Raw genomic sequence first — 24,949 nt, 5'->3', positions numbered from 1 at the left:
GGGTCGATTATCGCCGCCCGATACTCGTCGTGAACAGCTCCCCGCCGTCCGGGGCGTGGACCTCGACGGTGACCTCCCGGCCGAGTGCCTGCGTCGCGTCGGTGGCCGGCGGCTCGGCGGTGGCCCGAAGCGTGCCATCGGTCGCGACCCAGAGGTAGCGCCGGTCGTCGCCGAACGGTTCCTCGAGTGTCGTCTCGTACAGCGTGCCGTTGGAGATGACCGTCACGATGGCGCCCTCGGGGACGGCGTCCCCGTACAGGTGGACCAGTTCGATGCTGGACTCGTTGAACCCGAACACGTCGAGTTCGAGCTGGAGCGATGCGCTCGGCGGGACAGCGTCGACCCACGCCGCTCGCTCGGGAGCGGCGGCGCCGAGCTGGACCACCTCGTAGGTGGTGTGGTAGGTCTGGCCCTCGCCGTAGTCCACGCGGACGTCGGCGCTCCGGATGATGCCGTTCTCGTCCACGACGAGCGTGGAGACGGTGTCGGTCACGCCGTCGTTGCCGACGCGGTCGATGGTCGCCGTCAGCGTGATGTAGTCGAGCCCGTCACCGCTCTCGACGCTCGTCACCTCGTGGTCGGTTCCGGCGAGCTGGATGTCGCGCTGGAGGCTGCCGAACCAGACGAAGTACTCCGCCGGGTAGAGCCGCTTCTGCAGGTCGTAGGTCGTCGACCCGCTCTCGATGTGGCGGTTGTACTGGTGGGTCGTGTTCACCCAGACGCTGTTGACGATGACGCTCTCGTCGCCCTCGAAGTCGAACCCGGAGGAAGACCCGTTCATGTACGCGACCTCACCACCGGGGCCGGCGGTCAGGGTCAGGTTCAGTCGGTTGCTGACCGTCCCGTTGTAGGTGCTGGTCAGGGTCTGGTTCACGACGAACCCGTCGGCCAGGAGGCCGCGCTGATGAGCGTCGATGAGCGCGACCGGGTTCTCGATCCGCTCACTGGTGACGCCCGGGGCGAGCTCCTCGGCGCCCCCCGGCGTGGGCGTCGGGGTGGCCGTGGGTGTGTCAGTCGGCGTCTGGGTGGGCGTCGGTGCGTCGGTCGGGGTGGGTGTGTCGGTCGGGGTCGGCGTTGGCGTCTCTGCCGGGCCACCGGTCAGTGAGGAACAGCCGGCGAGTAGGACCAGCAGTGCGACGATGCTTACGATGGCGCGATTCATGCTGGTGGTACGTCACCAGCTGGTGTAGACTGGCGGGGTGATTCTCAGCGGATGGGACAGATGTATGCGAGATACTGCCTCTCTGTGGAAGGATACAGATTTATTTGCGATACGCCCAATTAGATTCTATTTCATGTGGGTTGTATGGCGGATTGAAGAAAAACATCTCCGAGTAGTCCGGACTCACCCGTCGATGCTGGTGTCGTCGAAATCGCAGCGGGCCCATCGCCCCGGCAACGTATTTCACTGTGGCCCACGTCGTCCGACGTGGCGTGGAACAGCGCCAGTACCATGACCTACACACTCGAGATAAGCGACGAACTGAAAGAGCGGATGGAGCGGCATCTGGAGGAAGACGAGACGATGGAGGAGTTCGTCGAGGAACTCGTCTCGGTGTACGAGACGGAGGGGTCCTTCCTGCGGGAGGGCTACTCGGAGTAACTCCGCACCGATATCGCTGGCCGGGCAACAGCGGTCGGACAGTTCACTCCTCGGTCCCGTAGTCGCCGCCGTAGCGCATGAAGAAGTATGCCAGCCCCAGCACCGAGAGGCCGGCCACCAGCGTGCCGACGACGAGCGACCGTGCGCTGTCCGGCACCTGCGGGACGAGGCCACCGCCGCCACTGGTGGGCGTGCTGCCGCCGGTGCCGACGTTGACCGTGCCGAGCATCCCGGCGCCCTCGTGGGGGATGCAGAAGTACTCGTAGGTACCCTCGACTTCGAAGGTGTGCTCGTAGGTGCCGCCGCCGCCGACCTCCCCATCGGGGTAGGCGTCGCGCGCGGCCTGCTCGCTGTCGAACCCGCCGCTCGCGAAGTACTCGGCCTCCTCGGGGATGTCGTCCTCGTACGCGGTGACGCTGTGCCCGATGGAGCCGACGTTCTCCCAGACGACGGTGTCGCCGGGTTCGATGGTTATCTCGTCCGGGTCGAACACGAGCCCATCGGTCATATCGACCGTGTGGGTGGTGCCGTCCTGTGCGGTGGCGGCGCCAGTCGCGCCGGCGAGCGCACCGGCACCGGCTGCCGTTCGGAGGAAGGTTCGACGCGAGACGGCGACTGGCTCTGCGGACATACATGTAAATAGGCGCCTCAGGGGTATGACGACTTCTGCAGTTCCTTCCAGTTGGTATCTGGGGAAAGGTTCAAGCCTACCCCTCGGAGCGGTTCTCAACAGCGGGGAACGGTCGCCGCCTCTAATCCGCTCCGGACCCCACAGTCGGGCGAGCACATGTTCGACAGCATTCCCCTGCCGCCACTCGGACCCAGAGCCGGGGCGGGAACGGACCGATGACGCGACACGTTCTGGTCCCCACCGACGGGTCACCGCTGGCGCGCCAGGCGCTCCGGCACGCCCTGCGAGAGTTCCCGGACGCCGACATCACCGTCCTGCACGTGGTCGACCTGTTCGAGCCGACCTACGGCGAGCATCAGGGGTTCGAGCCGACCTACGAGCACATGATGGGCACGGCGGAGTGGTACGAGGCCACCGAACGGGTGACCGAGACCATCCTCGGCGCGGCGCGCGACCTCGCCGAGGACTACGGCCGCGAGGTGACGACCGACTCCGACATCGGTGACGTCGACAGGGTGGTGCTGAGCTACGCCGAGGAGGAGGACGTGGACCACATCGTGCTGGGCGCCCACGGCCGCGAGGGGGCAGACAGGCCGTTCTTCGGCAGTGTCGCCGACACCGTCGCCCGGCGTGCCTCTGTGCCGGTGACGCTCGTCCGGTGAGCGTGCGCCCCCCGTGACGCCCAGAGCCGTCACCGCGCGACGGTGACCGGGACGGGCGACCGGCGGACGACCCTTTCGGCGACGCTACCGAGCAGGACGCGCTGGACCCCGGTCCGGCCGCGGCTCCCGACGACGACGCGGTCGACCTCGTCCAGCGCCGCGTACTCGAGGATGGTCCGTGCGGGGTCGCCGAACGCGACCTCCGTCTCGACGGTGACGCCACGCGACTCGGCGAGCGCCGTCGCCGCCTCCAGGATGCGCTCGGCGGCGTCCTGTGCGGCGTCCATCGCGTCGTCGAGCCCCCGGTGACCGTGGGCAGCGAGCGCGCGTGGCGGGTCGACGACGTGCAACACCAGCAGCTCGTCGGGAGACTCCGAGAGGGCGAGTTCGAGCGCCGCCCGCGCCGGGTCCGAACCGTCGATGGGGACGAGTACGACCATGGCCGAGGCTCCACGTCGGGGGTGAAGAATCGGGGGGTCGGTTCCGGGATTCCGGGAGCGGGGCCGTCTGGCACGGGACCGCACCCACGAACCGGGTCCGGAACCGGGGAGTGGCAGGCAGCGGGAGAAGGGGTGGCGGCCGGCAGGTGGCCGCCGGGGTTGCGGGACGAGTGCGCTCAGACCAGCAGCTGGATGTCGGCCTCGACCATCTCCTGGAAGGCGCTCGCGGCGCCGACGCCGGTCTCGACCTCGTCGAAGAAGTCGTCCTCGTCGTAGCCCATCAGGTCGATGGTCATCTGGCAGGCCTGGAACTCCACGCCCTGGTCGATGGAGGTCTCGATGAGTTCCCGGACGGTCGCGACCTCGTTGTCCGCAATCTGCTTCTCCATCATCCGGGTCGTGACCCGGTCCATCCCCGGCAGCGCGCCGACCACGTTGGGGACGGGCATGTTGGGGTTGCCGACGGAGCTGAGCTTGAGGTCGTCGGCCTTCTCCTCGTGGAGGATCTCGAGCCCCCAGAAGGTGTGGAAGACCGTCACGTCGTAGCCGAAGGCCGCCGCCGTGCTCGCGAGGATGAGCGGCGGGTAGGCCATGTCGAGGGTCCCCTTCGTCGCGATGATGACCATCTTCTGGGTGTCGTCGTCCACGTCGGTGCGGACGGCCGCGAGTTCGTCCTCCAGTTCGTCGATGCGGGACTGGAGTGCCTCGAACTCCTCGGCGGATGGGGCACCGTCGGGGGTGGGCTGGGTGTCCGTGCTCATCGTCACTCGGTCTTGCGGATGTAGTGCTTGTAGACGGCCTCGCCGTCCTCGGTGTCCTCCTCCTGGTCGACGAGTTCCGCATCGTCGGTGGAGTCGGCCCAGCCCGCGATGTCGCTCATGCTCCCGGAGTCGGTCGCGACCACCTCCAGCGTCCCGCCGGGGGTGAGCCCGTCGAAGGCTCCCTTGGTCTTGACGACCGGCATCGGGCAGTTCTGTCCCTTCACGTCGAGCGTCTCGGTAGGTGTTTCCGTGCTCATGATTCGGATGTCCTCTATTGGGACTATCGCACAATATTGTCTTGCCCCTCATAAGTATGTCGATTATTGCCCAAAACGGACACAACTATCGCAACGCGCTCGCACGCCCGAAACAACTCCCGTGCGGGCTATTTCTCGATATCTGGGCGCTCTGCCGGACCTATGGCGAGTTACCTGCATATCGAGAGCGGGAAACCGGCGACCGGCCGCGCTTCAGTTCGCGATTAGTATTGCGGTAGATTGGAAATACTATGCAAAATCTTAAGTCGGTCACTCCAGTACGAGGGAATGCACACATGAACCCGGACGAGTTGGGCGTCGAGATGCCCGACGTGACCGTCGAATCGACCAGTCCCGAGCAGCTCAAGGCCCGTATCGACGATGGGGAGGAGGTCACCCTCCTGGATACCCGGATGTCGAGCGAGTTCGAGGAGTGGGCCATCGAGGGAGAGAACGTCGAGGCCATCAACGTCCCGTACTTCGAGTTCCTCGACGAGGAGATCGACGAGGAGGTCCTCGAGCAGCTGCCCGAGGACGAGCACATGACCGTCCTCTGCGCGAAGGGTGGCTCCAGCGAGTACGTCGCCGCCGAACTGCAGGTGCGCGGCTACGACGTCGACCACCTCGAGGACGGGATGAACGGCTGGGCCTCCATCTACGAGGCCGAGGAGGTCACCGACTACGACGGCGCCGGCACGGTCGTCCAGTACCAGCGCCCCTCCAGCGGGTGCCTCGGCTACATGGTCTACGACAGTGACGAGGCCGCCGTCATCGACCCACTGCGCGCGTTCACGGACCGCTATCTCGAGGACGCCGAGGAACTCGGCGTCGAGCTGACGTACGCCATCGACACCCACATCCACGCCGACCACATCTCCGGCGTGCGCGCCCTCGCCGACGAGGGCGTCGAGGGGGTCGTCCCCGAGGCCGCCGCCGACCGTGGCGTCACCTACACCGACCAGGTGACCCTCGCGGAGGACGGCGACGAGTTCGATGTCGGCGACGCGACCATCGAGACCGTCTTCACGCCCGGGCACACGACCGGGATGACGAGCTACCTCGTCGACGACAGCGTGCTCGCGACGGGTGACGGCCTCTTCATCGAGAGCGTCGCCCGGCCGGACCTCGAGGAGGGCGACGACGGCGCGCCCGACGCGGCCCGGATGCTCTACGAGAGCCTGCAGGAGCGCGTCCTCACCCTGGACGACGACGTGCTGGTCGGCGGCGCCCACTTCAGTGACGCCGCCGAGCCCGCCGAGGACGGCACCTACACGGCTCCCATTGGCGACCTCGTCGACCGGATGGACGCGCTGTCGATGGACGAGGACGACTTCGTCGATCTGGTCCTGGCGGACATGCCACCCCGCCCGGCCAACTACGAGGACATCATCGCGACGAACCTGGGACAGCAGGAGGCCGACGACGAGGAGGCGTTCACCCTCGAGCTCGGCCCGAACAACTGCGCAGCCAGCCAGGATGCGCTCACCAGTGACTGAGGCGAGATAGATGCTCAGTGGACTACTCGGGCTGGAGGCGTTCTTCCCCAACGGCGTCAGTCACTACGCCATCGGCGGCCTGCTCGTCGGACTCGGGACGGCCGTCATCTACTACGGGACCGGGATTCCCGCCGGCGCGAGTACGTTCCTGGAGTCGACCCTGTCGTACGTCTCCGACCGGGACCGGTTCCAGCAGTACCGCGCCTCGCGTGACTGGCGTGTCGTCTTCACCGTCGGCATCGTCCTCGGGGCGGCCGTCTACGCCGTCCTCTTCCAGGGCGGCGCGTGGACGACCGAGGTCGCCCCGTGGCGGCTGTTCGTCGGCGGGACGCTCGTCGGCGTCGGCACCCGCGTCGGGAAGGGCTGTACCTCCGGCCACGGCATCTGTGGCGTCGGCTCGGTCTCCCGGACGTCCATCGTCGGCGTGGCGACGTTCATGCTCGTCGCTATCGTGACCGCCAACATCGTCGCCGCGCTGGGGGTGACACCATGAGCGCGAACACAGGCCGGCATCCGCTGTTCCTGCCGGTCATCCTGGTCGGTGGGCTCATCTTCGGCTTCGGCCTCGGCTTCAGCCAGATGGCCCGCCCGGAGGTCGTGCTGAACTTCCTCACCTTCGAGGACCTCGGCCTGCTGTTCGTGATGGGCGGCGGCTCGGTGGTCGCCGGCCTCGCGTTCTGGCTGGTCCCGCACTTGCGCGACGGGGCGCCCCTCACCGGGCGCTCCTACAAGCGCCGGCTGAAGTCGTTCGACCGGCGGGTCCTCGTCGGTGGGAGCATCTTCGGCGTCGGCTGGGGCCTCGCCGGTATCTGTCCCGGCGCGGCCTACGCCAGCCTCGGGGTGGGTAACTGGCCCATCCTCTACGCCATCGCCGGGATGTTCCTCGGCGCGTACGTGCAGGGGGTCTGGCGCAGCCACCGCGCCGACGATTCGGCCAGCCCCACACCGAGCGACGACTGACGCCCCTCGATTTCTCGTCACCCGCACCGACCGGGAATCACCCCTCACACCGACGGACCTCCAGTTCCAACCGTCGACCATGGCCCCCACCGCACCGACGGCGGCGACCGCGTACCTCTCCGGCGAGCGCGTCGTCGACATCGCGGATGACCTGCTCGGGGTCGATTCCCGGAACCCGCCGGGCGACACCCGCGAACTCGCTGCCCTCGTCGAATCGTTCCTGGACGACCTCGGCCTCGCGACCGAGCGCGTCACGGTTGACCCGGCGAAGCCGAACCTGCTCGCCACCATCCCCGGCGAGCGCGACCGGACGCTACTGTTCAACGGCCACCTCGACACGGTCCCGTTCGACGCCGACGAGTGGACCCACGACCCGCTCGGCGAGCGCGACGGCGACCGGCTCTACGGGCGCGGCGCGACCGACATGAAGGGGCCGTTCGCGGCCATGCTCCACGCCGCAGAAGCGTTCGTCGAAACGGACACGACACCACCCGTCGACCTCGCGTTCGCGTTCGTGAGCGACGAGGAGACCGGTGGGGGCGCCGGGGTCGGCGCACTGCTGGAACGTGGTGCCGTCGACGCCGACGCCTGTGTCATCGGCGAGACGACCTGTGCCGGCGGGAACCACTCCGTGACCGTCGCCGACCGCGGGAGCATCTGGCTCACGCTCCGGGCGAGCGGCGAGGCCGCCCACGGCTCCCGGCCGATGCTCGGGGGGAACGCCATCGACCGGCTCTGGGCCGCGATTACGGCCATCCGGAGCCGCCTCCCGGCCCGCGACCTCGACCTGCCGGCCGCGATGGACACCATCGTCGAGGAATCGGTGGCCTACTACGAGCCGACGATGGGCGCCGAGACGGCCCGGACGCTGTTCGAGCATCCGACCGTCAACCTCGGCACCATCGAGGGCGGCGAGAGCATCAACACGGTCCCGCCGTCGGCGACCGCCGAACTCGACATCCGGCTTGCCGCCGGCGTCGAGACGCCCGCGGTGCTGGCCGATATCCGTGACTGCCTGGACGACTACCCGCACGTGACCGTCGCGGACACGAGCTGGTCGGTCGGCACCTACGAGCCGCCGGACAGCCCGCTGGTCGAGGCGGTCGCCTCGCTCGCCGCGGACGTGACCGACGAGCGCGTCTACCGCCGGAGTGCCACCGGCGGCGGCGACGCCAAGAAGTTCCGCAACGCCGGCATCCCGACCGTCGAGTTCGCGCTCGGGACCGACACCGTCCACGCCGTCGACGAGTACACCACCGTCGACGCGCTCGCCGGGACCGCCGAGGTCTACACCCGCCTGCCAGCGGCCGACGCCGACGCGGTCGACTGAACGGTACCCTCCTCCCCACTATCTTGGAAACACCACGCAATATTATATCCGGTGGGGCCCGAGTTGAGACCAGAACCATGAGCGAGACACAGGCGGAGAAGACGGTCGATGCGCGCGGGGCGGCCTGCCCCGGCCCCCTGATGGACCTCGTCGGCGCCATCCGCGAGGTCGACTCCGGCAGCGTGGTCGCACTGCTGAGCGACAACGACCAGTCGCTGGTCGACGTGCCGGAGTGGGCCGACGAATCCGGGAACGAGGTCGTCGCGACGGAAGAGGAGGACGACTACTACCGTATCCTCGTGAGGAAAGCATGACACGGGAGGTCGTCATCGTCGGCGGCGGGACGGGTGGGTCCGTCCTCGCCAACGACCTCGCCGACCGGTTCGAGGCAGAGATCGACGCGGGCGACGTGCGCGTCACGCTCGTCAACGACAGCGAGGACCACGTCTACAAACCCGTCTGGCTGTACGTCCCGTTCGGCAAGCGCGAGCCGTCGGACGGCCGGCGGCCGCTCCGCGACCTCGTCGACAGCCGCGTCGACGTCGTCGTCGACCGCGTCACGGACATCGACACGGACGCCCAGCGCCTGACCTACCGCGACGGTGGCGGGCCCGGCCGGTACGACAAACTGGTGCTCGCCACGGGGTCGACCCTGGCGCCCGACGAGATTCCCGGCCTCGCCGGGGGCGGGCACAACTACTACACCGAGGAGGGCGCGCTGGCGCTGCAGGACGAACTGCTCTCGTTCACCGAGGGCCACCTCGTCCTGAGCGTCATCGGGTCGCCACACATGTGCCCCGCGGCGCCGCTGGAGTTCGTCTTCATGGCGGACGACTGGTTCCGCAAGCGCGGGCTCCGTGATGACATCGACATCACGTACACCTATCCCATCCAGCGGGTCCACGGCAACCCCCACATCGCGGAGTGGGCCGAGCCGCTGATGGAGGACCGCGGTATCAACGTCGAGACGTTCTTCAACGCCGAGGAGATCGACGCCGAGAACGGCGTGATGACCTCGATGGAGGGCGGGGAACTCGACTACGACCTGCTCGTCGCCATCCCGCCCCACCGCGGCATCGACCTCGTCGAGGACGCCGGCCTGGGCGACCGCGGGTGGGTCGAGGTCGACAGCGAGACCCTGGAGGCCGAGCATGCGGACAACGTCTACGCGCTCGGTGACACCGCCGACGCGGGCGTCCCGAAGGCCGGCAGCGTCGCGCACTACCAGGCCGGCGTGGTGGCCCAGCGCATCGCCAGCGAGTTGCGGGACCGTCCGGCGACGGAAACCTACGACGGCAAGACGCTCTGCTTCGTCGAGACCGGGATGGACGCGGCCTCGTACGTCGAGTTCGACTACGAGAACCCGCCGTCGCCGGCCACGCCGTCGAAGAAGCTCCACTGGGCGAAGCTCGCGTACAACGAGTCCTACTGGCTGACCGCACGGGGGCTGCTCTGACCATGGCCGACGACGAGACGCCCCGGACAGAGACGGACGGCTCCGGCGAGGCGGCCGAGGCGTCCGAGCCAGTCGAGAGCGGGGCGGCAGAGGAAGCGGCCGAGGAGGCGCCGGAAGGAGCGGAGGAGCCGACGGGTCGCGAACACCTCGAGGCGGCTATCGAGGAGAACCCGGAGGCCGTCGCCGAGTTCGTCGACCGGCTCGACGCGGTCAACGAGCTGCTGGACGTGATGGCGCTCGGCGAGGAGGCGATGACCGACGAGATGGTCGTCGAACTGGCCGACACGGGCTCGACGCTGGCCGAGTCCGCCGACGGCCTCGCTACCGAGGAGACGGTGCGGCTCGCCGAGGGCGTCGGTGCGAACGGGGACGAGCTGGCCGACGCGATGGAGACGCTGGTCGAGCTCCAGCGGAGCGGGGCGCTCGACGAGCTGGCCGAGCTGGCGGACGTCCTCTCGCTCGCGACCGACGCGATGACCGACGAGATGGTCGTCTCGCTCGCCGGCACCGGGTCCAGCCTCGGTGAACTGGCCGACACCGCCGCCGAACCGGACACCCGGGACGGCCTCGCCCGGCTCCTGTCGGCGGTCGGGTCCGCCGAGCGGACCGAGCCGGAGTCGACCAGCACGCTCTCGCTCGTGAAGTCGCTCCGCGACGACGAGGTGAAGCAGGGGATGGGCTACGTCGTCGCCCTCGCGAAGGCCATCGGCTCGGGTGCCGGCGACCCCGGGGAGGGAGTCTGACCCCGGGCGGAACCGTCTCGACGCCACAATAGATTTGTATGTATTGGGAATTACCAACAATACTATGAACGCGCACCGCCACGTTACACGTATGCGCGCCGTGTACGCCACCGACCTGTCCGACGCCATCGAGGCCGCAATGAGCTCCCGTATCTGTCTCGAGTGCCTGGAGCGATACGGGATCACCGAGGTCCACCTCGTCACCGTCACCAGCCCGAACGTGACGACCGGGATGCCGGGGAGCGACTTCGGGAAGCGGGCCCGGGAGGGGCTCGACCGCCAGCGCGAACTGCTAGAGACCGAGGGGTTCGACGTGGAGACCCACGTCGTCCGAGGGACGCCCCACCGGCGCATCAACGGGCTGGCCGAGCAGGTGAACGCCGACCTCATCATCGTGGGGTCGCGCGGGAAGAGCCCGCTCCGCGAGCGGTTCATCGGCGGGACCGCCCGGAACGTCGCCCGGACCGCCGTCCGGCCGCTGCTGGTCCAGCGCATCGTCGAGTCGGACGAGGACGGCCACGAGGTCGCCAACGAACACCTGTTCCAGCGCGTACTGTACGCGACGGACTTCTCCGAGAACGCCGAGCGCGCGTTCGAGCAGTTCCGGAACCTGAAGCGCGCCACGCAGGAGGCGACGCTGGTCCACGTGACCCCGCCGGAGCGCCGCTCGGAGCCGGAGGTGGTCGAGGACGCCGAGGAGCGCCTCGCCGAGCTGGCAGACCGGCTCGAGGGGATGGGCATCGAGACGCGGACGATGGTCCGGGCGGGCGAGGCCAGCGAGGAGATTCTCGCGGCCGAGGCCGAGGTGGACCCGACGAGTATCCTCATGGGTTCGCGCGGCCGGAGCCGCCTCCGCCGGCTCCTCCTGGGTAGCACCTCCGAACGCGTGACGGCACGGGCGAACTCCAACGTCCTGCTGGTCCCGCCGGTCGCCGTGCGCTGAACAGCGCTCGGGGCGACGACCTGTCGGGGAGCGGACGGCTATCACAACTCCCTTGCCCTCCCCCCGAGTGGAGTCGGGTATCAGGTGGTTCACGTGACCAAGAAGAGCGAGTACACGGGCGATTACCCCGACAAGACGCTGTATCTCCCCGGCCCGACCGAGGTCCGCGACGACGTCATCGAGGCGATGTGCGAACCGATGTTCGGCCACCGGATGGACCGGATGACGGACCTCTACACGACCATCGTCGAGGACACGAAGGAGTTCCTCGGCACCACGAACGACGTCATCGTCCTGACGGCGTCGGGCACGGAGTTCTGGGAGGCGACGACGATGAACCTCGTCGAGGACCGGATGCTGGTCCCGACCTCGGGGAGCTTCAGCGAGCGCCAGGCCAACGTCGCCGAGCGCCTCGGCAAGACGGTCGACCGCATCGAGTACGACTGGGGCACGGCGGTCAAGCCCGAGGACGTGCGCGACGCGCTGGAGGAAAGCGACGAGGGCTACGACGCCGTCGGGATGGTGATGAACGAGACCTCTACGGGCGTCCGCAATCCCGTCGAGGAGGTCGGTGACCTCCTCGGTGACTACCCGGACACCTACTTCGTCGTCGACGCCATCTCCTGTCTCGGTGGCGACTTCGTCGACGTGGAGGAACACAACATCGACTGCATCTTCACGTCGACGCAGAAGGCGTTCGCCATGCCGCCCGGCCTCGCGGTCTGCACCGTCAGCGAGGCCGCCCGCGAGCGCGAACTCGAGAAGGACTCGGCCTCGTGGTACGGGGGCTTCCAGCGCTGCCTGGACTACTACGACCGGAAGGGGCAGACCCACTCGACGCCCGCCATCCCGCTGATGCTGGCCTACCGAAAGCAGATGAAGCACATGCTCGACGAGGGCCACGACGCCCGCGACCAGCGCCACCAGGAGATGGCCGAGTACACGCGCGACTGGGCCCGCGAGCACTTCGGCCTCTTCCCCGAGGAGGGGTACGAGTCACAGACCGTCACCTGCGTCGAGAACACGCAGGGCATCGACGTGGCCGCGACCATCGACCATGTCAGCGAGGAGTACGACATGGTCTTCTCGAACGGCTACGGCGACATCGGCGAGCAGACGTTCCGCATCGGTCACATGGGCGAACACGACGTCGAGAGCATCAAGGCGCTCACCGACGCCATCGAGGACGTCGCCGGGCTGTAGCCGGCCCGACGGGGCCTGGAACTCCCAGAGGCTGGCCCGTGCGGACCCTGCTTTATCACGGTCCCGGCTGTAGTCGTTCCATGCTCTCTCGAATTCTGGTGCCGATGGACGACTCGGAGATGGCGCAGCGAGCGCTCGAGTACGCCCTCGAGAACCATCCGGACGCCGACATCGCCGTCCTGCACGTCGTCGGGGAACCGTCGTCGATGTGGGGGGCAGCGACGGGGCTCGCGCTCGAGGAGAACGTCGAGGAGGCCGCCGAAGCGCGCGCGGAGACGGTGTTCGACCGCGCCAGGGAACTAGCTGCCGACCACGACGTCGAGATAACCACCGAGGTCCAGCTGGGTGACCCGACTCGAGCGATTCTGAACCGGGTCGAGGACTTCGACGCGGTCGTCATCGGAAGCCACGGCGGGTCGATGGCCGACCGTCTGCTCGTCGGGAACGTCGCACAGAAGGTGTTCCGCCGGTCCCCCGTCCCCGTCATCGTCGCCCGCTAGGGGCGGCTACTCAGTGGTACGCCTTCTCGCCGGCCTCGATGGGCACCTCCAGCCAGTTCTCGCCCGGCGGCAGCGGGCACTCGTACCGGTCGGAGTAGGCACACGTCGGGTTGTACGCCTGGTTGAAGTCCAGCAGCCACCCGTCCGGCGAGCGGTGTTCGTCCGCCTCGAGGTCGATGTACCGGCCGGCGCCGTAGGTCTCGTCGCCGCTCGTCGCGTCGCGGAACGGGACCCAGAGCCGGTCCTCGTCGGGGTCGCTCTTGTAGGCCTGGACGACGACCGCCTCGCCGTCGATCTCGACGCGGAACTCCCCCCAGCGGAGGTACTCCTGCTCGCCGTCGGTGCTGGTGGCGACCGTGACCCGCTCTTTCTCCTCGTGCTCGTGGAGCGGGACCCGGAACCGGTAGTCCTCGTCGGGCGGGTAGTGCGAGAGGCCGTCGAAGTCGGCCCGTTCGTGCGGGGCGAGCGGTGAGTGCTCGCTCTCCGCGAAGTACTCCTCCTTCCGCTGGCGCTGGGTCTGTAGCTGCTGCTTCCAGTCGGTGCTCATGTGGGAGCGTAGGGGCTCCACCGGAACAAGTCTTTTGCAGATTCTACAATACTGGGGCCGTTGCCGTCTCGCTGTCTCACCGCCACGGACTCCTGCAGGTCACGGGCTGGAAGAAGCCCCGGACGCCGGGGTGGAAAACGGAGCGGTCGGAGTGCCTCCCCGTTGGAGGCCGGCTTCAGTCCGCGGTCTGTGCCGTGGCCGAGCTCTCGGCGGTCCGCATCTCGCGGATGGAGCTGACGACCACCGCGCCGCTGACGAGCAGTGCCGCACCGATGATGATGACCAGGGCCACTGTGTCGAGGACGGGCATCTCGATGACGCCGCCGATCTTCCGGACGGCGACCGCGATGGCACCGAGCAGCAGCATGATGCCGAAGTAGACCTTGATGTCGTCCTCGTCGACGAGGCTCGTGGCCGCGGCGCCGAGCCGGGCGCCGAGGGCGCTCCCCGCCAGCAGCGGGACGACGATGGCCAGGTCGACCGCGCCGTCCATGGCGTACAGGAAGCTGCCGATACCGCCCGAGAAGACGATCTCGAACAGGTCCGTCCCGACCGCGACCGGGACCGGGACGCCGATGAGGTAGAACAGCGCGGGCATGCGGATGAATCCGCCGCCGACGCCGAGCAGCCCCGACAGCAGCCCCGTGGCGAAGGCCACGCCGAGGATCATCCAGAGCGACACCCTGATGCCGCCCTTGAGCTTCATCATCGGCGGGATGCGGTAGGACTGGATCTTCTTCGCGATGTCGGGGATGTCGTCGGGGTCGATCTCCCCGTCGACCTCGTCGTGGCTGACGCCACCACCGCCGTCACCCTTCATCGCGGTGTAGGTGACGAAGAGGCCGATGCCACCCAGCAACGCGACGTACGCGACGCTGACGAAGGTATCGGCCAATCCGATATCCTGGAGCCTGTGCAATCCGATCCGTCCGACCTCGATGCCCGCGGTCGTGCCGGCGATCATCAGGACGCCGAGCTTGTAGTCGACCTGCCCGAGGTCACGGTGTTTCAGGGTCGCGATGACGGAGGTACCGAAGACGAACGCGAGGCCGGAGGCGACCGCCACGTCCGGCTTGTACCCCATCACCAGCAGTGCCGGGGTGACGAGGAAGGACCCGCCCATCCCGAAGAACCCGAACAGGAGGCCGATCAGGACGCCGAAGCTCGCGAACATCGCGAGCAGACTCGCGGCGATGCCGAACACCTCCATGTTCACTCACCCCGGAGTATCTTGGCGATGGTCGGGCCGAGCACGCTCTCCAGTGCACCGTACCCGACGTACAACACGAGTGCCTCGAGGAGTACCGCCCCGATGAGGATGGCGGCCCCCGTCGGCCCCGTCAAGTTCTCAATACCGAACATCGTTGCACACCTCGTACAGTCTTGTGTATTCCATGGGAATCTGCGCAGGCGAGGATAACCGATGTCCGGACTTAACGGTTTTGGGTGCAGCACACAATACAAGGTCGGGATAGGCTACGCATGGTTGGACATAACTTATGGATAACTACGGCCCGAGAACGGCGTCTGAGAGTACCGAGTGGATGTCTCCGGTGAGTTCTCGCGCGCGCTGCTCCTGCCCGGAGTCGGCAAAATATATCTCGGGAGATTCCCATCACCACACATGGCTGTCGAGAAGACGTGCCCCGACTGCGAGGTGTCGCTCGAACGGATGGAGCTACAGGGGACCGACCTGGCGGGTGAGCTCGCCATCGTCTCGGCCTCGTCCTCCGAGGGCTTCCTCGGGAGCCTGCGCGCGGACGAGATACTCACGCCCGTTCCCTACGTCTGTCCGGAGTGTCGCCGGACGCTGTGCTACGCCGAGGACTAGCCCGAGCGTCGTCGCGCTCGTGACTCGCACGCGCCACCCGAACCCCAATGTATTGGGCATCATCCACAATTTTATGCTGCTCGAACCCCTCGTCTCGAACACGAATGCCCGACGCCATGACGGACTACCTCCAGCAGGACATGGAGTGCGAGGGGCTGCTGGAGTGTTTCCACGGCCTGAAAGGACTGGACCGCGAGGTGTTCGGCGTCCTGACCGACGCCGACGAGGCGCTCACGGTCGACGAGATCGCCGCGGCCGTCGAGCGCGAGCGCTCGACCGCCTATCGGTCGATCCAGCGCCTCCTCGATGCTGGTCTCATCCGGAAGGAGCAGATCAACTACGACCAGGGTGGATACTGTCACGTCTACCGGCCCGCTGGCGGGTCGGAGATGGCCGGGGAGATGCAGCGGCTGCTCAACGACTGGTACGCGAAGATGGGCCAGCTCATCCGCGAGTTCGAGGACAAGTACGAGGGAGCGGAACCGGAGCCCCCTATCGAGCAGTAACGGTATCCGCGCGACTTCCTCTCGGCCTCGGCTCGGGACCGTCCCAGGTGTCTTGTTGCTTGTGCAAAAATCGCGCAAACATTTTAACCGCACAACTCCAACTGTTCTCCGATACTGATGCCAGACCCGATGTCAGAGCAACTCCAGCAGGACATGGAGTGTGAGGGGCTGCTGGAGTGCTTCCACGGGCTCAAGCAGCTCGACAAGGACTGCTTCCAGGCCCTCGTCGACGCGGAGGAGGCGATGACGGTCGACGAACTCGCCGACGTGGTCGACCGCGAACACTCGACGGCCTACCGTGCGGTCCAGCGGCTCCTGAAGGCCGGCTTCGTCCAGAAGGAGCAGATCAACTACGACCACGGTGGGTACTACCACGTCTACTACCCCACCGACGCCCAGCAGATGTCCGCCGACATGCAGCGGATGCTCAACGACTGGTACGCGAAGATGGGCCAGCTCATCCGCGAGTTCGAGGACAAGTACGAAGGTACCGGCAGCGTCGAACTCCCGAGCTGACGCGTTGAACGTTGCTGGCTGTCGATTTATGGAGCCAAACTCGAAATTATCCAGATAAGACCCGATATTAATATCTTATATCCCGAACATATAATCTTCTTGCGGGTTATTCGACCTTCCCGCTCAGCACCCGCGCCGCGGTCGCGACGGGGTCCCAGACCGGGCTGAACGGCGGTGCGTACGCCAGGTCGAGGTTCTCGACGTCCTCGACGGTCATCCCACCGTGGAGTGCGGTGGCGACGGTGTCGATGCGCTTGACACCCTCACGGCCCACGATGCTGGCCCCGAGGACCTGCCCGCTGGGCCGGTCGGCCATGAGCATCACGGTCAGTTCCTCCGCACCAGGGTAGTAGTGTGCCCGCGAGGAGGCCTGGATTTCGACGGAGACGGGGTCGAAGCCCGCGTCGCGGGCCTGCTCCTCGTCGGTCAGGCCCGTCCGGGCCGCGCCGATGTCGAACGCCTTGACGATAGCCGTCCCCGCCATCCCGCCGACCTCGGTCGGTGTGCCCGTTACGCTCTGGCCGATGGCTCGCCCGGCCCGGTTCGCGGTCAGTGCGAGCGGCACGTGGTCGGGTGCGTCGGTGACCACGTTGTGCGCCTCCGCGCAGTCGCCGGCGGCGTAGATGCGGTCGAAGTTCGTCCGCCCGTAGGCGTCCGTGGCGATGGCGCCCGTCTCGCCGACCTCGATACCGGCGTCCTCTGCGAGTGCCGTGTTCGGTGCCACGCCGACGCCGACGACCACGATGTCGGCTGGAACCGTCTCCGCCTCCAGCGCTACGCCGTCGACGGCGCCGTCACCGGTGAACCCCTGGACGGCCGTGTCGAGGTGGAGGTGGATGCCCTGCTCGCGGAGGTGGTCCTCGACGACGGTCGCCACGGACTCCCCGAACGGCTGGAGGACGTGTGGCAGCATCTCGTACATGTGGACCTCGAGGCCCCGCTCGTCGAGCGCCTCGGCCATCTCGATGCCGACGTACCCTCCGCCGACGATGGCGGCGGTCTGCGGGTTCTCCTCCGTGACGTAGTCCTGGATGGCGTCGGCGTGGTCCATGTCGTGGATGGTGAACACGCCGTCGAGGTCGATGCCGTCGAACGGCGGCTTCACGGCGTGCGCGCCGGTCGCGATGAGGAGCTGGTCGTACGGCTGGTCGAACGCCTCGCCGTCGCCCTCGACCCGGACGGTCCGGGCCTCGGGGTCGATGCCGACCACCTCGTGGCCCGTCCGCAGGTCGATGTCGCGCTCCTCGCGGAACTCCTCGGCGGTCACCTGCACGAGGTCCTCGAGTTCGTCGATCTCGCCCTTCACGTAGTACGGCATCCCGCAGGCCGCGTACGACACCCACTCGCCCTTCTCGAAGACGACGATGTCGAGGTCCGGGTTCTCGCGCTTGGCCTTGCTCGCCGCGCTCATTCCTGCCGCGTCACCGCCGATGACGACGAACGTCTCTGTCATGGTCGGAGGGAAGCACGGAGGTCGGTAATGAAGTACAGGTGGTTCGCAGTATTTTGGAAACAGCGAAAGACTGTTTGTGGATGCGAGTCCGAGTCGTCACCCGGGGAGGAAGACGTTGACGACCGCCACCACGAGTCCCGCGAGTGCCATCCGTGCGGCGGCCACGTACCAGCGCTGCCCCGAGATGGAACCCATGTAGGCCCCGAAGACGCCGAGGACGCCGATGCCCAGGCCGACGGCGATGACGGCGGCTTCGACCATCGTCAGGAGGCCACCCTCCAGCAGGAACGGCGAGAGCGGGATGAGGATGCCGAGTATCGGGCCGAGCCCGCTCGCGAACGCGTGGAGGAGGCGGGCGGTCGACCGTTCGCGCTGGATACGGGTGTCGTCGAGGTCGGTGAGCATCGCCTTCTCCATCCGGAGGATCTCGGCCTTCGTCTCGGCCCGCTCGATCTCCCAGACGCTCCAGACCGCCGAGGTCCCCAGCCCGACCGCCGCGCCGAGGCCGATTTTGATGACCGTCGCGCCATCCGGGATGCCCGACAGGACCGCGCCGACGACGACGCCGATGCAGGTGAGGGTGCCGTCGAACCCGTTGGAGACGAAGTAGCGCCGGGCGATGGGGAGGACGTCGTCCCGGGCGAGCACTCGGGCCACCTGCTGTCGGAGGGAGCTCACGGCGTCACCGGTCCTGGAGCGTCGGGCGGTCGTCGACGACGTAGTCGCCACAGCCCACCTCGTCGACGGAGTGGATGGTGCCGCCCTGTCCCTCGATGGCCTCCTCGATGGCCGCGTAGTCGATGGCCGCCCCCTCGAAGGTGAGCTTCAGGTTCTGGACTTCGTTGTCCAGCTCGATGAGCGACGAGCTGACTCCCTCGACGCTGTCGACATCTGCGATGCGCTGCGTGAACTCGAGCAGCGGCGGCTCGTGGGGCTTCAGGACGTCGATGACGAGCCGGCGGACAGGTGCCATGTGGCGGGGTGGGTCCGGGCAGCCCTAAAACGTGCCGTGTGGCTCCCGGTCCGCGAGCGGTGCCGGTCGCCGGAATGTGCCATCAGCCCAGGACGTGCGGCCAGAGGAACCGGATGAGCAGGTAGGCGGCGCCGGTCGTCAGCAGGATGACGACGGCGTCCAGCAGCACGCCCGCTCGCAGCATGTGGTCGCGCTCGACGTAGCCGGCGCCGAAGACGATGGCGTTGGGTGGCGTCGCGACCGGGAGCGCGAACCCGTAGCTCGCGGCGATGGCGCCGGTCACCGCCAGCAGGACGGCCGCGAGTTCGCTGGTGGTTCCGAGCGCGGCCGCGTACGCGGGCCCGGCGTTGATGAGCAACGGCGCGAGGATGGCCGCCATCGCGGTGTTCGAGGCCAGTTCGCCGACGAGGACGGTCAGTGCGACCACGGCGAGCAGGACCACCACGACCGACGTGCCGGCGAGCGCCTCGACCGTCACGCCGGCCATCCAGCGCGTGGCGGCGGTGTCCCGGAGGGCGTTCGCGAGCGAGATGCCGCCGCCGAGCAACAGGAGCGTCCCCCAGTCGATGTCGACCAGGTCGTCCCACTCGGCCGCGCCACTCACGACGAGCGCGGGAATCGCCAGCACCCCCACGAGGACGTAGAACAGCAGCCCCTCGTGGCCGGTCGTCCCGAAGACGCTCCCCCCGGTACCGCCGAACAGCGTCACGCGGACCGCCGGCGGGAGCAGGTCGCCGAACAGGAACTCGAAGCCGCCAAGCAGCCAGAGGCCGGCGGTCGCGGCGAAGATGGCGACGGTCCGTCGCGCCGCCGGGGAGAGGGACCCCATCGCACGCAGTTCCGTGCGGGCCCGCTCGCGCGCCGCGCCCACGTCGTAGGCCTCCGGTGGGTAGACGACGTACGTCAGGAGGACCCACGCGACCGGGAGCAGCAGGACGACCATCGGCAGCCCGATGGCCAGCCACTCGACGAAGGTTATCTCGAAGCCCAGGAGCTCGTTCAGCTGGCCGACGACGATAGCGTTGGGCGGCGTCCCGATGAGCGTCCCGACGCCGCCGAGACTGGCGGCGTACGCGACCCCCAGGAGCATCGCCACCTGCAGGTTCGAGGCCCGCCCGCCCGCGCCGGCCTCCTCCGCCGTCGTCAGGTCGGTGACGGAGTCGACGATGCCCAGCACGATGGGGACCATCATCGCGACCGTCGCCGTGTTGGAGACGACCATCGAGAGGACCGCCGTCGCCACCATCACGCCCGCCACGAGGCCGCGAGACGAGGTCCCGAATCGGATAAGGATGCGGTAGGCGATGCGCCGGTCGATGCCGTGGGCCTGCAGCGCCTCGGCCAGCACGAAGCCCGCCAGCAGCAGGAAGATGACGGGGTCCGCGAACCCGGCGACGGCGTCGCCGAAGCTGGGGTAGACGCCGAACGCCGTCAGCAGAATCGGGATGCACAGCGCCGTCAGCGGCAGCGGAACCGCGCCCGTCACCCAGAGGATGGCCGCGAACGCCATCGTCGCGAGGGCGTACTGCCCGGCCGTGGTGAGCGGCCCCTCGACGGGAACGACCGCGACAAGTCCGGTGACCAGGAGCGCGACGGCGAGGGTCAGGAGGCGGGTGTTCGACGAGGCCACGGGACACTCTCTCCGGCAAGTCCTCGGTAGTTAGTCCTGTCCCTCGGGACGGTCCGTCGACGGCGTCCGCGCAGGCGACTGGTGCTATCGTGGCTAGCGACGGACTCGGACTCGAAGAATCGGGAATCGGCCGGACGACCCGGCCGTCGTTCGGGGACCGGTCACTCGATGTCGATGGTGTGGGCGTCCTCGGCCTCCGCTTTGGGGAGGGTAACCGTCAGGACCCCGTTCTTCATCGTGCCCGCGACGGCGTCGCGGTCCACCTCGCCGGGGAGCCGCACCGACCGGCTCGCTGACTGGTGGCGGCGCTCGCGGCGGAGGTACGAGTCGTCCTCCTCCTCCGTCTCCGCCTCGTGTTCGGCCTCGATGCGGAGTGTGTGGTCGGTGACCGTCACCTCGATGTCGTCGCGCTCGAAGCCGGGGAGGTCGACGGTGACGACGAACTCGTCGTCGCGCTCGACCAGGTCGATGGCCATCTCGTCCAGCTCGGCGAACCGACCCAGCGGCCCCTCGCCCTCGAACATGTGGGCGGCGTCGTCGAACTGACGGCCCATGGTCTCGAACAGTCGCTCTACCTCACGGAATGGGTTCGGTCGTGAACTCATGGTACGCGAGGAACATGGGGCTCGAAGCGCAATAGCTCCTATACTGATTCTCAGCCCGTGGGATGGACCACCTGGGTTGGTGGTTCCTGGCCTCGACCTCTCGCTGGGGGTGACAGAATGGGCTGGGGTCCCCCCGAAGATTATTTGCACGGTGGCTCGGTAATCGATTAAAATCCGGGATTACTGGTGTGTGGCCGAGATATGTCGATAATACGATGTACCGATGGCCTGTCGTGGTCCGCCGGCCCTCGCGTCACATGAACATCCGGTTCGCCGGGTAGTCCTGCCCCTCCGTCGTGTTCTCGGATTCCTGCATGGCCTGCATCCGCTCGGCGAGTTCGGTGAAGTACCGCTCCATCTCCTGGGCGCGCTCGCGGAGCTCGCCCTCGTCGACCTCGATGCCACAGACGGGTTCGAGCGCATCGAGCAGCCGGACGGCCGCGTCGAGATCCGGCCCGGGCGGGTGGGTCGGTGTGACCAGCACGCCCGTCGCGGGCGCCTCGTCGTCCAGCGCCCGGACGAGGAGTTCCCCGATGACGCCGTCGAAGAAGCCGCCCGCGAGCGGTTCGACGTCCGGCCCGCCCTCGGCGGGGAAATGTGCCTCCCGGTAGGCGTCGGTGGCGACGTGGTAGACGAGGTGTTCCTCCTCGCGGTGGGGGAACGGCGTCCCCTGGAGGACGGTCACCTCCTCGATGCCGTGACCGTCGGCCCAGTCGAGCAGGGCGTCCGTCAGCGGGTCCGCCACCCACGCCGGGAGGAACACCTCGCTGATGAGGACCGTCACGTCGGAGTCGGTCGCGCTGTAGAGCCGTATCGGGTGCCGGGGTTCGCCGTTCGTGAACGGCGTGAGGTCCGGGAGGTTCCGAGTCCGGACGTGGCCGATCTGTTCGGTCTCCACGTTGTTGACGAGGTAGTCCGCCGCGGTCAGGCCGGCGACGCCGACGCCGGCCATCCCGACCAGCAGTCGCTCGCCCGGTGGTGTCTCGCTCGTCGACTCGACCGTGAACGATGGGTCCTCTGACATAGCTGACACTTCCACGCCCGTCCGGATAACTACCCCGGCGGGTCCCATGACGTGACAGACTCCGGAACGCGGTGTCGCCGGGCCTACAGCACGAAGAACGACGGGAAGTACAGTAACAGACAGACGACCGCTGTCCGCCGGTCGATGCCCTCGCGCCAGTAGAACAGGCCCAGCACGACGATGGAGACGCCGAGCATGTAGGTCAGCGAGAGCTGGAGGGCGGCGGCGTCGACGGTGATGTCGAACAGGAGCGCGCCGATGCCCAGCGAGAAGACGGGGTCGGTGATGTTGCTCCCGAGGATGGCGCCGACGGAGATGCCCCCGCGCCCCTCGTGGGCGGCGATGCCGGCGACGACGATCTCGGGCAGGGTCGTCCCGAGGCCCGTGAGGAGGCCGACGACGTACTCCGGAATCCCCACGAGGCGGGCGAGCGCGACCCCGTTGGTGACCATCAGTTGCCCACCGACCACGACGAACACCAGCCCGACGACGATGACCGCGACCGACCGGGCTGGTGGCTCCGTGGGCTCGATGACCTCCTCGGTTATCTCCTCGCCGCCTTCGTTCGTGTAGAGGGTGTAGATGAACTGGACGTACGCGAGCATCATCAGGAATCCCTCGGAGCGGCCGATGACGCCGTCGTCGAGGGTCAGTATCATGATGATCATCGCGAGAATCATCGCGGAGCCGTAGGTCAGCACGTTCCGGCGCTCGGCGACGAACGGGGCGATGAACGCGACGATGGCGATGGCCAGCGTAATCTGGGCCGTCTCGGAGCCGACGATGTTGCCGACCACGAGGTCGCCCGCGCCGTAGTAGGCCGCGTAGATGGAGGTGACCATCTCCGGGACCGACGTGCCGATGGAGATGAGCGTGACGCCGATGAAGAAGGGAGAGACGCCGTAGTAGAGCGCGAGGTCGGCGGCGGCGGTCACGGCGCGGTCCGCGCCGGCGATGAGTGCCGCCAGCCCGACGAGGAACAGCGCGGCTTCGACCAGCATCTACCGGCGCGTCTCGGCCCCCCGCCGTAACCGTTCCCCCGCTCAGGCGACCCCACCGAGCAGGTTCCCGACCGCGTAGGCGACGGCGGCGGCCGCCATCCCGACGACGAACATCTCGATACCGTTCTTCATCCAGTGCCGGTCGGTCACCAGACTCCGGCTCGCCCCGACGCCGAAGAAGGCGACCCCGGTGAACGCGATGGAGTAGCCGAACAGCGGCGCGAGTTCGAACACGTACGGCAGCAGCGGCGCCCACCCCGCCACGACGAACGCGAGGAACGTCACCCCGGCCGTCCGCGCGGGGGACTTCCCGTCGTCGTGGGACTGGCTGGTATCCGTCGCGCCCGCGTCCTGCGACTCGCGGTAGTCGATCGCCGACCGCCGGCTCAGGTAGTTGCTCATGCCCATCGAGAACCCGTCGGCGAACAGGTTCGCCACGCCCAGGATGAGCACGATGGAGGGGTTCAGGGCCGCGCCCGCGACCCCAGAGACGACCGCGAAGGTGGTGACGATGCCGTCGTTCGCGCCGTAGATGACCTCCGCGAGGTAGCGGCCCGAGGACTGTACCTCGTCACCCAGCAGCTCTGCGAGCATACGCGTGACCGCGCCGAGGAGCGACAAAGTACCGTCGTTCCCGGCGCTGGAGCGGTGCCTGGGCGGACGCACTGCGGCAGGGGGAACGGTTTCGTAGCCGGGGAGCCATCCTCGTACCATGGCCGAGCACGCCCTCGTCCCGTTCGACGGGTCCCCGCTCGCCGAGCGCGCGCTCGAGCGAGTTCTCACGACGCACCCGGACGACGAGATAACGGTCCTCTACGTCATCGACCCCGTCTACGCGGTCTACGAGGCCGAGGCGAAGGGGCTGGGCGCCGCCGAGTCGTGGGTCGAACGCGCGACCGAGGAAGCCGAGCAGACACTCGCGCGGGCGGAGGACCTGGCCGTGGCCCACGACATCGCGGTCACGACCACAATCGAACAGGGGAATCCGGCGACCGAGATTCTCGACGTCGTCGACGCCGAGGGCGTCGACCACGTGGTGATGGGGAGTCACGGCCGGAAGGGGGCCTCGCGGCTCCTCCTGGGCAGCGTCGCCGAGCGCGTGATGCGCAATGCCCCCGTTCCGGTCACAATCGTCAGGTGAGAACGTCCGGCCGGCCAGCCGGAATGCCGCGTTCACCTGTGGTACGTCGCACACGGGCATCCACGGGGCGATGAGCGATGGTTCTCACGGGGTGAGACTCAATCCCACTGTTATGCTCGTTCGGCGGCTACACTAGACACTGGACAGTGAGCCACGACTCGTGTCTGGCGCTGTACCAGTGAGACACCATGGCAACCACCATGCGGCCAACGGACGAGCTGAAGGAGTACGAACAGCAGTTCATCGACGAGGCGTGGAACAGCGGCAACTACGACATCGTGATGGAGACGGTCAGCGAGGACTACGTCGGCCACTGGTTCGACCCCGAGGAGGGCGACGTGGACCGCGACGGCCTCGTCGCGTTCATCGACGCCGCCCGGCAGGGCTTCTCGGACTTCCACATGGACACGGAGTTCATGGTCGCCGAGGACGACATGGTCGTCGTCGGCTTCACCGTCGGTGGCACACACGACGGCGAGTTCATGGGTATCCCCCCGACCGGAAAGGAGGGCAGCTCTCCCGGCATCCTCGTCCACAGGTTCGACGATGACGGGAAGGTCGTCGAGGCGTGGGCGGTCTGGGACGCGCTCGGACAGATGCAACAGCTCGGGGTCATTCCCGAGGACTTCACGCTGGCCTCCTTCCTGGAGACCGGCGCGAGCCTCGCGAAACAGGACGTTCTCGAGCTGGCGAAGGGGCGGAAGGACAAGAAGTGATGCGTGTATATCTCTAGATAT

At 67.8% G+C, this 24,949-nt stretch carries 33 protein-coding genes; 17 read left to right on the top strand and 16 right to left on the bottom strand.

What is annotated here, in order from left to right:
• Positions 1–7: 7 nt before the first annotated feature.
• Positions 8–1,162: a hypothetical protein gene (locus NL115_RS14095; protein ID WP_254829984.1), complete on the bottom strand. Its 1,155-nt coding sequence runs from the start codon at positions 1,160–1,162 to the stop codon at positions 8–10.
• A 291-nt stretch (positions 1,163–1,453) separates the two neighbouring features.
• Between NL115_RS14095 and NL115_RS14090 the strand changes: the two genes are divergently transcribed.
• The gene (locus tag NL115_RS14090) at positions 1,454–1,603 is read left to right on the top strand and encodes a DUF7557 family protein (protein WP_254829983.1); all 150 of its coding nucleotides are present in this window, start codon (positions 1,454–1,456) and stop codon (positions 1,601–1,603) included.
• Between the two features lie 43 nt (positions 1,604–1,646).
• On the opposite strand, the gene NL115_RS14085 is transcribed toward NL115_RS14090, so the two are convergent.
• The gene (locus tag NL115_RS14085) at positions 1,647–2,234 is read right to left on the bottom strand and encodes a plastocyanin/azurin family copper-binding protein (RefSeq protein WP_254829982.1); all 588 of its coding nucleotides are present in this window, start codon (positions 2,232–2,234) and stop codon (positions 1,647–1,649) included.
• Between the two features lie 215 nt (positions 2,235–2,449).
• On the opposite strand from NL115_RS14085, the gene NL115_RS14080 reads away from it, so the two are divergent.
• Positions 2,450–2,896 carry a universal stress protein gene (locus NL115_RS14080; protein WP_254829981.1) on the top strand — a complete coding sequence of 149 codons (447 nt, stop codon included), beginning with the start codon at positions 2,450–2,452 and terminating at the stop codon, positions 2,894–2,896.
• A 29-nt stretch (positions 2,897–2,925) separates the two neighbouring features.
• Here the strand turns inward: NL115_RS14080 and NL115_RS14075 are convergent, their stop codons facing one another.
• The 3 genes from NL115_RS14075 to NL115_RS14065 form a co-directional block, all read right to left on the bottom strand.
• Positions 2,926–3,336 carry a universal stress protein gene (locus NL115_RS14075; RefSeq protein ID WP_254829980.1) on the bottom strand — a complete coding sequence of 137 codons (411 nt, stop codon included), beginning with the start codon at positions 3,334–3,336 and terminating at the stop codon, positions 2,926–2,928.
• 176 nt (positions 3,337–3,512) lie between these two features.
• Entirely contained in the window at positions 3,513–4,097 is a 585-nt protein-coding gene (locus NL115_RS14070) for a DsrE/DsrF/DrsH-like family protein (RefSeq protein WP_254829979.1), read from the bottom strand.
• A gap of 2 nt (positions 4,098–4,099) precedes the next feature.
• A complete protein-coding gene (locus NL115_RS14065) occupies positions 4,100–4,354 on the bottom strand; it encodes a sulfurtransferase TusA family protein (protein WP_254829978.1) in 255 nt (84 codons plus the stop codon).
• A gap of 296 nt (positions 4,355–4,650) precedes the next feature.
• On the opposite strand from NL115_RS14065, the gene NL115_RS14060 reads away from it, so the two are divergent.
• From NL115_RS14060 to NL115_RS14015, 10 genes are all read left to right on the top strand, one after another.
• A complete protein-coding gene (locus tag NL115_RS14060; RefSeq protein ID WP_254829977.1) occupies positions 4,651–5,850 on the top strand; it encodes an MBL fold metallo-hydrolase in 1,200 nt (399 codons plus the stop codon).
• Between the two features lie 10 nt (positions 5,851–5,860).
• Entirely contained in the window at positions 5,861–6,343 is a 483-nt protein-coding gene (locus tag NL115_RS14055; RefSeq protein ID WP_254829976.1) for a YeeE/YedE family protein, read from the top strand.
• Complete coding sequence (locus tag NL115_RS14050; protein WP_254829975.1) at positions 6,340–6,810, top strand: YeeE/YedE family protein; 471 nt, start codon at positions 6,340–6,342, stop codon at positions 6,808–6,810. The genes NL115_RS14055 and NL115_RS14050 overlap by 4 nt, the downstream gene beginning before the upstream one ends.
• Positions 6,811–6,889: 79 nt before the next feature.
• Entirely contained in the window at positions 6,890–8,140 is a 1,251-nt protein-coding gene (locus NL115_RS14045; RefSeq protein ID WP_254829974.1) for a M20 family metallopeptidase, read from the top strand.
• A 77-nt stretch (positions 8,141–8,217) separates the two neighbouring features.
• Positions 8,218–8,454: a sulfurtransferase TusA family protein gene (locus tag NL115_RS14040; RefSeq protein ID WP_254821544.1), complete on the top strand. Its 237-nt coding sequence runs from the start codon at positions 8,218–8,220 to the stop codon at positions 8,452–8,454.
• A complete protein-coding gene (locus tag NL115_RS14035) occupies positions 8,451–9,596 on the top strand; it encodes an NAD(P)/FAD-dependent oxidoreductase (protein WP_254829973.1) in 1,146 nt (381 codons plus the stop codon). The genes NL115_RS14040 and NL115_RS14035 overlap by 4 nt, the downstream gene beginning before the upstream one ends.
• A 2-nt stretch (positions 9,597–9,598) precedes the next feature.
• Entirely contained in the window at positions 9,599–10,339 is a 741-nt protein-coding gene (locus NL115_RS14030) for a helical membrane plugin domain-containing protein (RefSeq protein WP_254829972.1), read from the top strand.
• A gap of 91 nt (positions 10,340–10,430) precedes the next feature.
• Positions 10,431–11,282 carry a universal stress protein gene (locus NL115_RS14025; RefSeq protein ID WP_254829971.1) on the top strand — a complete coding sequence of 284 codons (852 nt, stop codon included), beginning with the start codon at positions 10,431–10,433 and terminating at the stop codon, positions 11,280–11,282.
• A 93-nt stretch (positions 11,283–11,375) separates the two neighbouring features.
• The gene (locus NL115_RS14020) at positions 11,376–12,485 is read left to right on the top strand and encodes a pyridoxal-phosphate-dependent aminotransferase family protein (protein WP_254829970.1); all 1,110 of its coding nucleotides are present in this window, start codon (positions 11,376–11,378) and stop codon (positions 12,483–12,485) included.
• 80 nt (positions 12,486–12,565) lie between these two features.
• The gene (locus NL115_RS14015; RefSeq protein ID WP_254829969.1) at positions 12,566–12,985 is read left to right on the top strand and encodes a universal stress protein; all 420 of its coding nucleotides are present in this window, start codon (positions 12,566–12,568) and stop codon (positions 12,983–12,985) included.
• Positions 12,986–12,995: 10 nt separating this feature from the next.
• Here the strand turns inward: NL115_RS14015 and NL115_RS14010 are convergent, their stop codons facing one another.
• From NL115_RS14010 to NL115_RS14000, 3 genes are all read right to left on the bottom strand, one after another.
• Positions 12,996–13,532 (bottom strand): DUF1684 domain-containing protein, encoded by a 537-nt coding sequence (locus tag NL115_RS14010; protein WP_254829968.1) that lies wholly within the window; start codon positions 13,530–13,532, stop codon positions 12,996–12,998.
• A 175-nt stretch (positions 13,533–13,707) separates the two neighbouring features.
• Positions 13,708–14,742 (bottom strand): sulfite exporter TauE/SafE family protein, encoded by a 1,035-nt coding sequence (locus tag NL115_RS14005; protein WP_254829967.1) that lies wholly within the window; start codon positions 14,740–14,742, stop codon positions 13,708–13,710.
• Positions 14,743–14,744: 2 nt separating this feature from the next.
• Positions 14,745–14,894, bottom strand: coding sequence for a DUF7512 family protein (locus NL115_RS14000; protein ID WP_254821536.1), 150 nt, complete (start codon positions 14,892–14,894; stop codon positions 14,745–14,747).
• 262 nt (positions 14,895–15,156) lie between these two features.
• On the opposite strand from NL115_RS14000, the gene NL115_RS13995 reads away from it, so the two are divergent.
• From NL115_RS13995 to NL115_RS13985, 3 genes are all read left to right on the top strand, one after another.
• Positions 15,157–15,363, top strand: a complete 207-nt coding sequence (locus NL115_RS13995) for a hypothetical protein (protein WP_254829966.1) — start codon at positions 15,157–15,159, stop codon at positions 15,361–15,363.
• A gap of 104 nt (positions 15,364–15,467) precedes the next feature.
• Complete coding sequence (locus NL115_RS13990; RefSeq protein WP_254829965.1) at positions 15,468–15,869, top strand: helix-turn-helix domain-containing protein; 402 nt, start codon at positions 15,468–15,470, stop codon at positions 15,867–15,869.
• Positions 15,870–15,986: 117 nt separating this feature from the next.
• Positions 15,987–16,385 (top strand): helix-turn-helix domain-containing protein, encoded by a 399-nt coding sequence (locus NL115_RS13985; RefSeq protein ID WP_254821533.1) that lies wholly within the window; start codon positions 15,987–15,989, stop codon positions 16,383–16,385.
• A gap of 106 nt (positions 16,386–16,491) precedes the next feature.
• Here the strand turns inward: NL115_RS13985 and NL115_RS13980 are convergent, their stop codons facing one another.
• From NL115_RS13980 to NL115_RS13945, 8 genes are all read right to left on the bottom strand, one after another.
• Positions 16,492–17,838 (bottom strand): FAD-dependent oxidoreductase, encoded by a 1,347-nt coding sequence (locus tag NL115_RS13980; protein WP_254829964.1) that lies wholly within the window; start codon positions 17,836–17,838, stop codon positions 16,492–16,494.
• A 96-nt stretch (positions 17,839–17,934) separates the two neighbouring features.
• Positions 17,935–18,516, bottom strand: a complete 582-nt coding sequence (locus NL115_RS13975) for a VIT1/CCC1 transporter family protein (protein WP_254829963.1) — start codon at positions 18,514–18,516, stop codon at positions 17,935–17,937.
• Positions 18,517–18,520: 4 nt separating this feature from the next.
• Positions 18,521–18,811 carry a DUF211 domain-containing protein gene (locus NL115_RS13970; protein ID WP_254829962.1) on the bottom strand — a complete coding sequence of 97 codons (291 nt, stop codon included), beginning with the start codon at positions 18,809–18,811 and terminating at the stop codon, positions 18,521–18,523.
• Between the two features lie 82 nt (positions 18,812–18,893).
• Complete coding sequence (locus NL115_RS13965; RefSeq protein ID WP_254829961.1) at positions 18,894–20,441, bottom strand: SLC13 family permease; 1,548 nt, start codon at positions 20,439–20,441, stop codon at positions 18,894–18,896.
• 161 nt (positions 20,442–20,602) lie between these two features.
• Entirely contained in the window at positions 20,603–21,046 is a 444-nt protein-coding gene (locus tag NL115_RS13960; protein ID WP_254829960.1) for an Hsp20/alpha crystallin family protein, read from the bottom strand.
• 253 nt (positions 21,047–21,299) lie between these two features.
• Positions 21,300–22,070 (bottom strand): proteasome assembly chaperone family protein, encoded by a 771-nt coding sequence (locus tag NL115_RS13955; protein WP_254829959.1) that lies wholly within the window; start codon positions 22,068–22,070, stop codon positions 21,300–21,302.
• Positions 22,071–22,153: 83 nt separating this feature from the next.
• The gene (locus tag NL115_RS13950; RefSeq protein WP_254829958.1) at positions 22,154–23,071 is read right to left on the bottom strand and encodes a calcium/sodium antiporter; all 918 of its coding nucleotides are present in this window, start codon (positions 23,069–23,071) and stop codon (positions 22,154–22,156) included.
• A 42-nt stretch (positions 23,072–23,113) separates the two neighbouring features.
• A complete protein-coding gene (locus NL115_RS13945) occupies positions 23,114–23,665 on the bottom strand; it encodes a VIT1/CCC1 transporter family protein (RefSeq protein WP_254829957.1) in 552 nt (183 codons plus the stop codon).
• Between the two features lie 118 nt (positions 23,666–23,783).
• On the opposite strand from NL115_RS13945, the gene NL115_RS13940 reads away from it, so the two are divergent.
• Together NL115_RS13940 and NL115_RS13935 are read left to right on the top strand one after the other, a co-directional pair.
• Positions 23,784–24,212 (top strand): universal stress protein, encoded by a 429-nt coding sequence (locus NL115_RS13940; protein WP_254829956.1) that lies wholly within the window; start codon positions 23,784–23,786, stop codon positions 24,210–24,212.
• 200 nt (positions 24,213–24,412) lie between these two features.
• A complete protein-coding gene (locus NL115_RS13935) occupies positions 24,413–24,928 on the top strand; it encodes an ester cyclase (RefSeq protein ID WP_254829955.1) in 516 nt (171 codons plus the stop codon).
• The last annotated feature ends 21 nt before the right edge of the window (positions 24,929–24,949 follow it).

Origin of the sequence: Haloglomus salinum, assembly GCF_024298825.1 — an archaeon.
In the GTDB taxonomy this organism is placed as follows: domain Archaea; phylum Halobacteriota; class Halobacteria; order Halobacteriales; family Haloarculaceae; genus Haloglomus; species Haloglomus salinum.
This window is presented reverse-complemented; position numbering and strand designations above follow the sequence as displayed.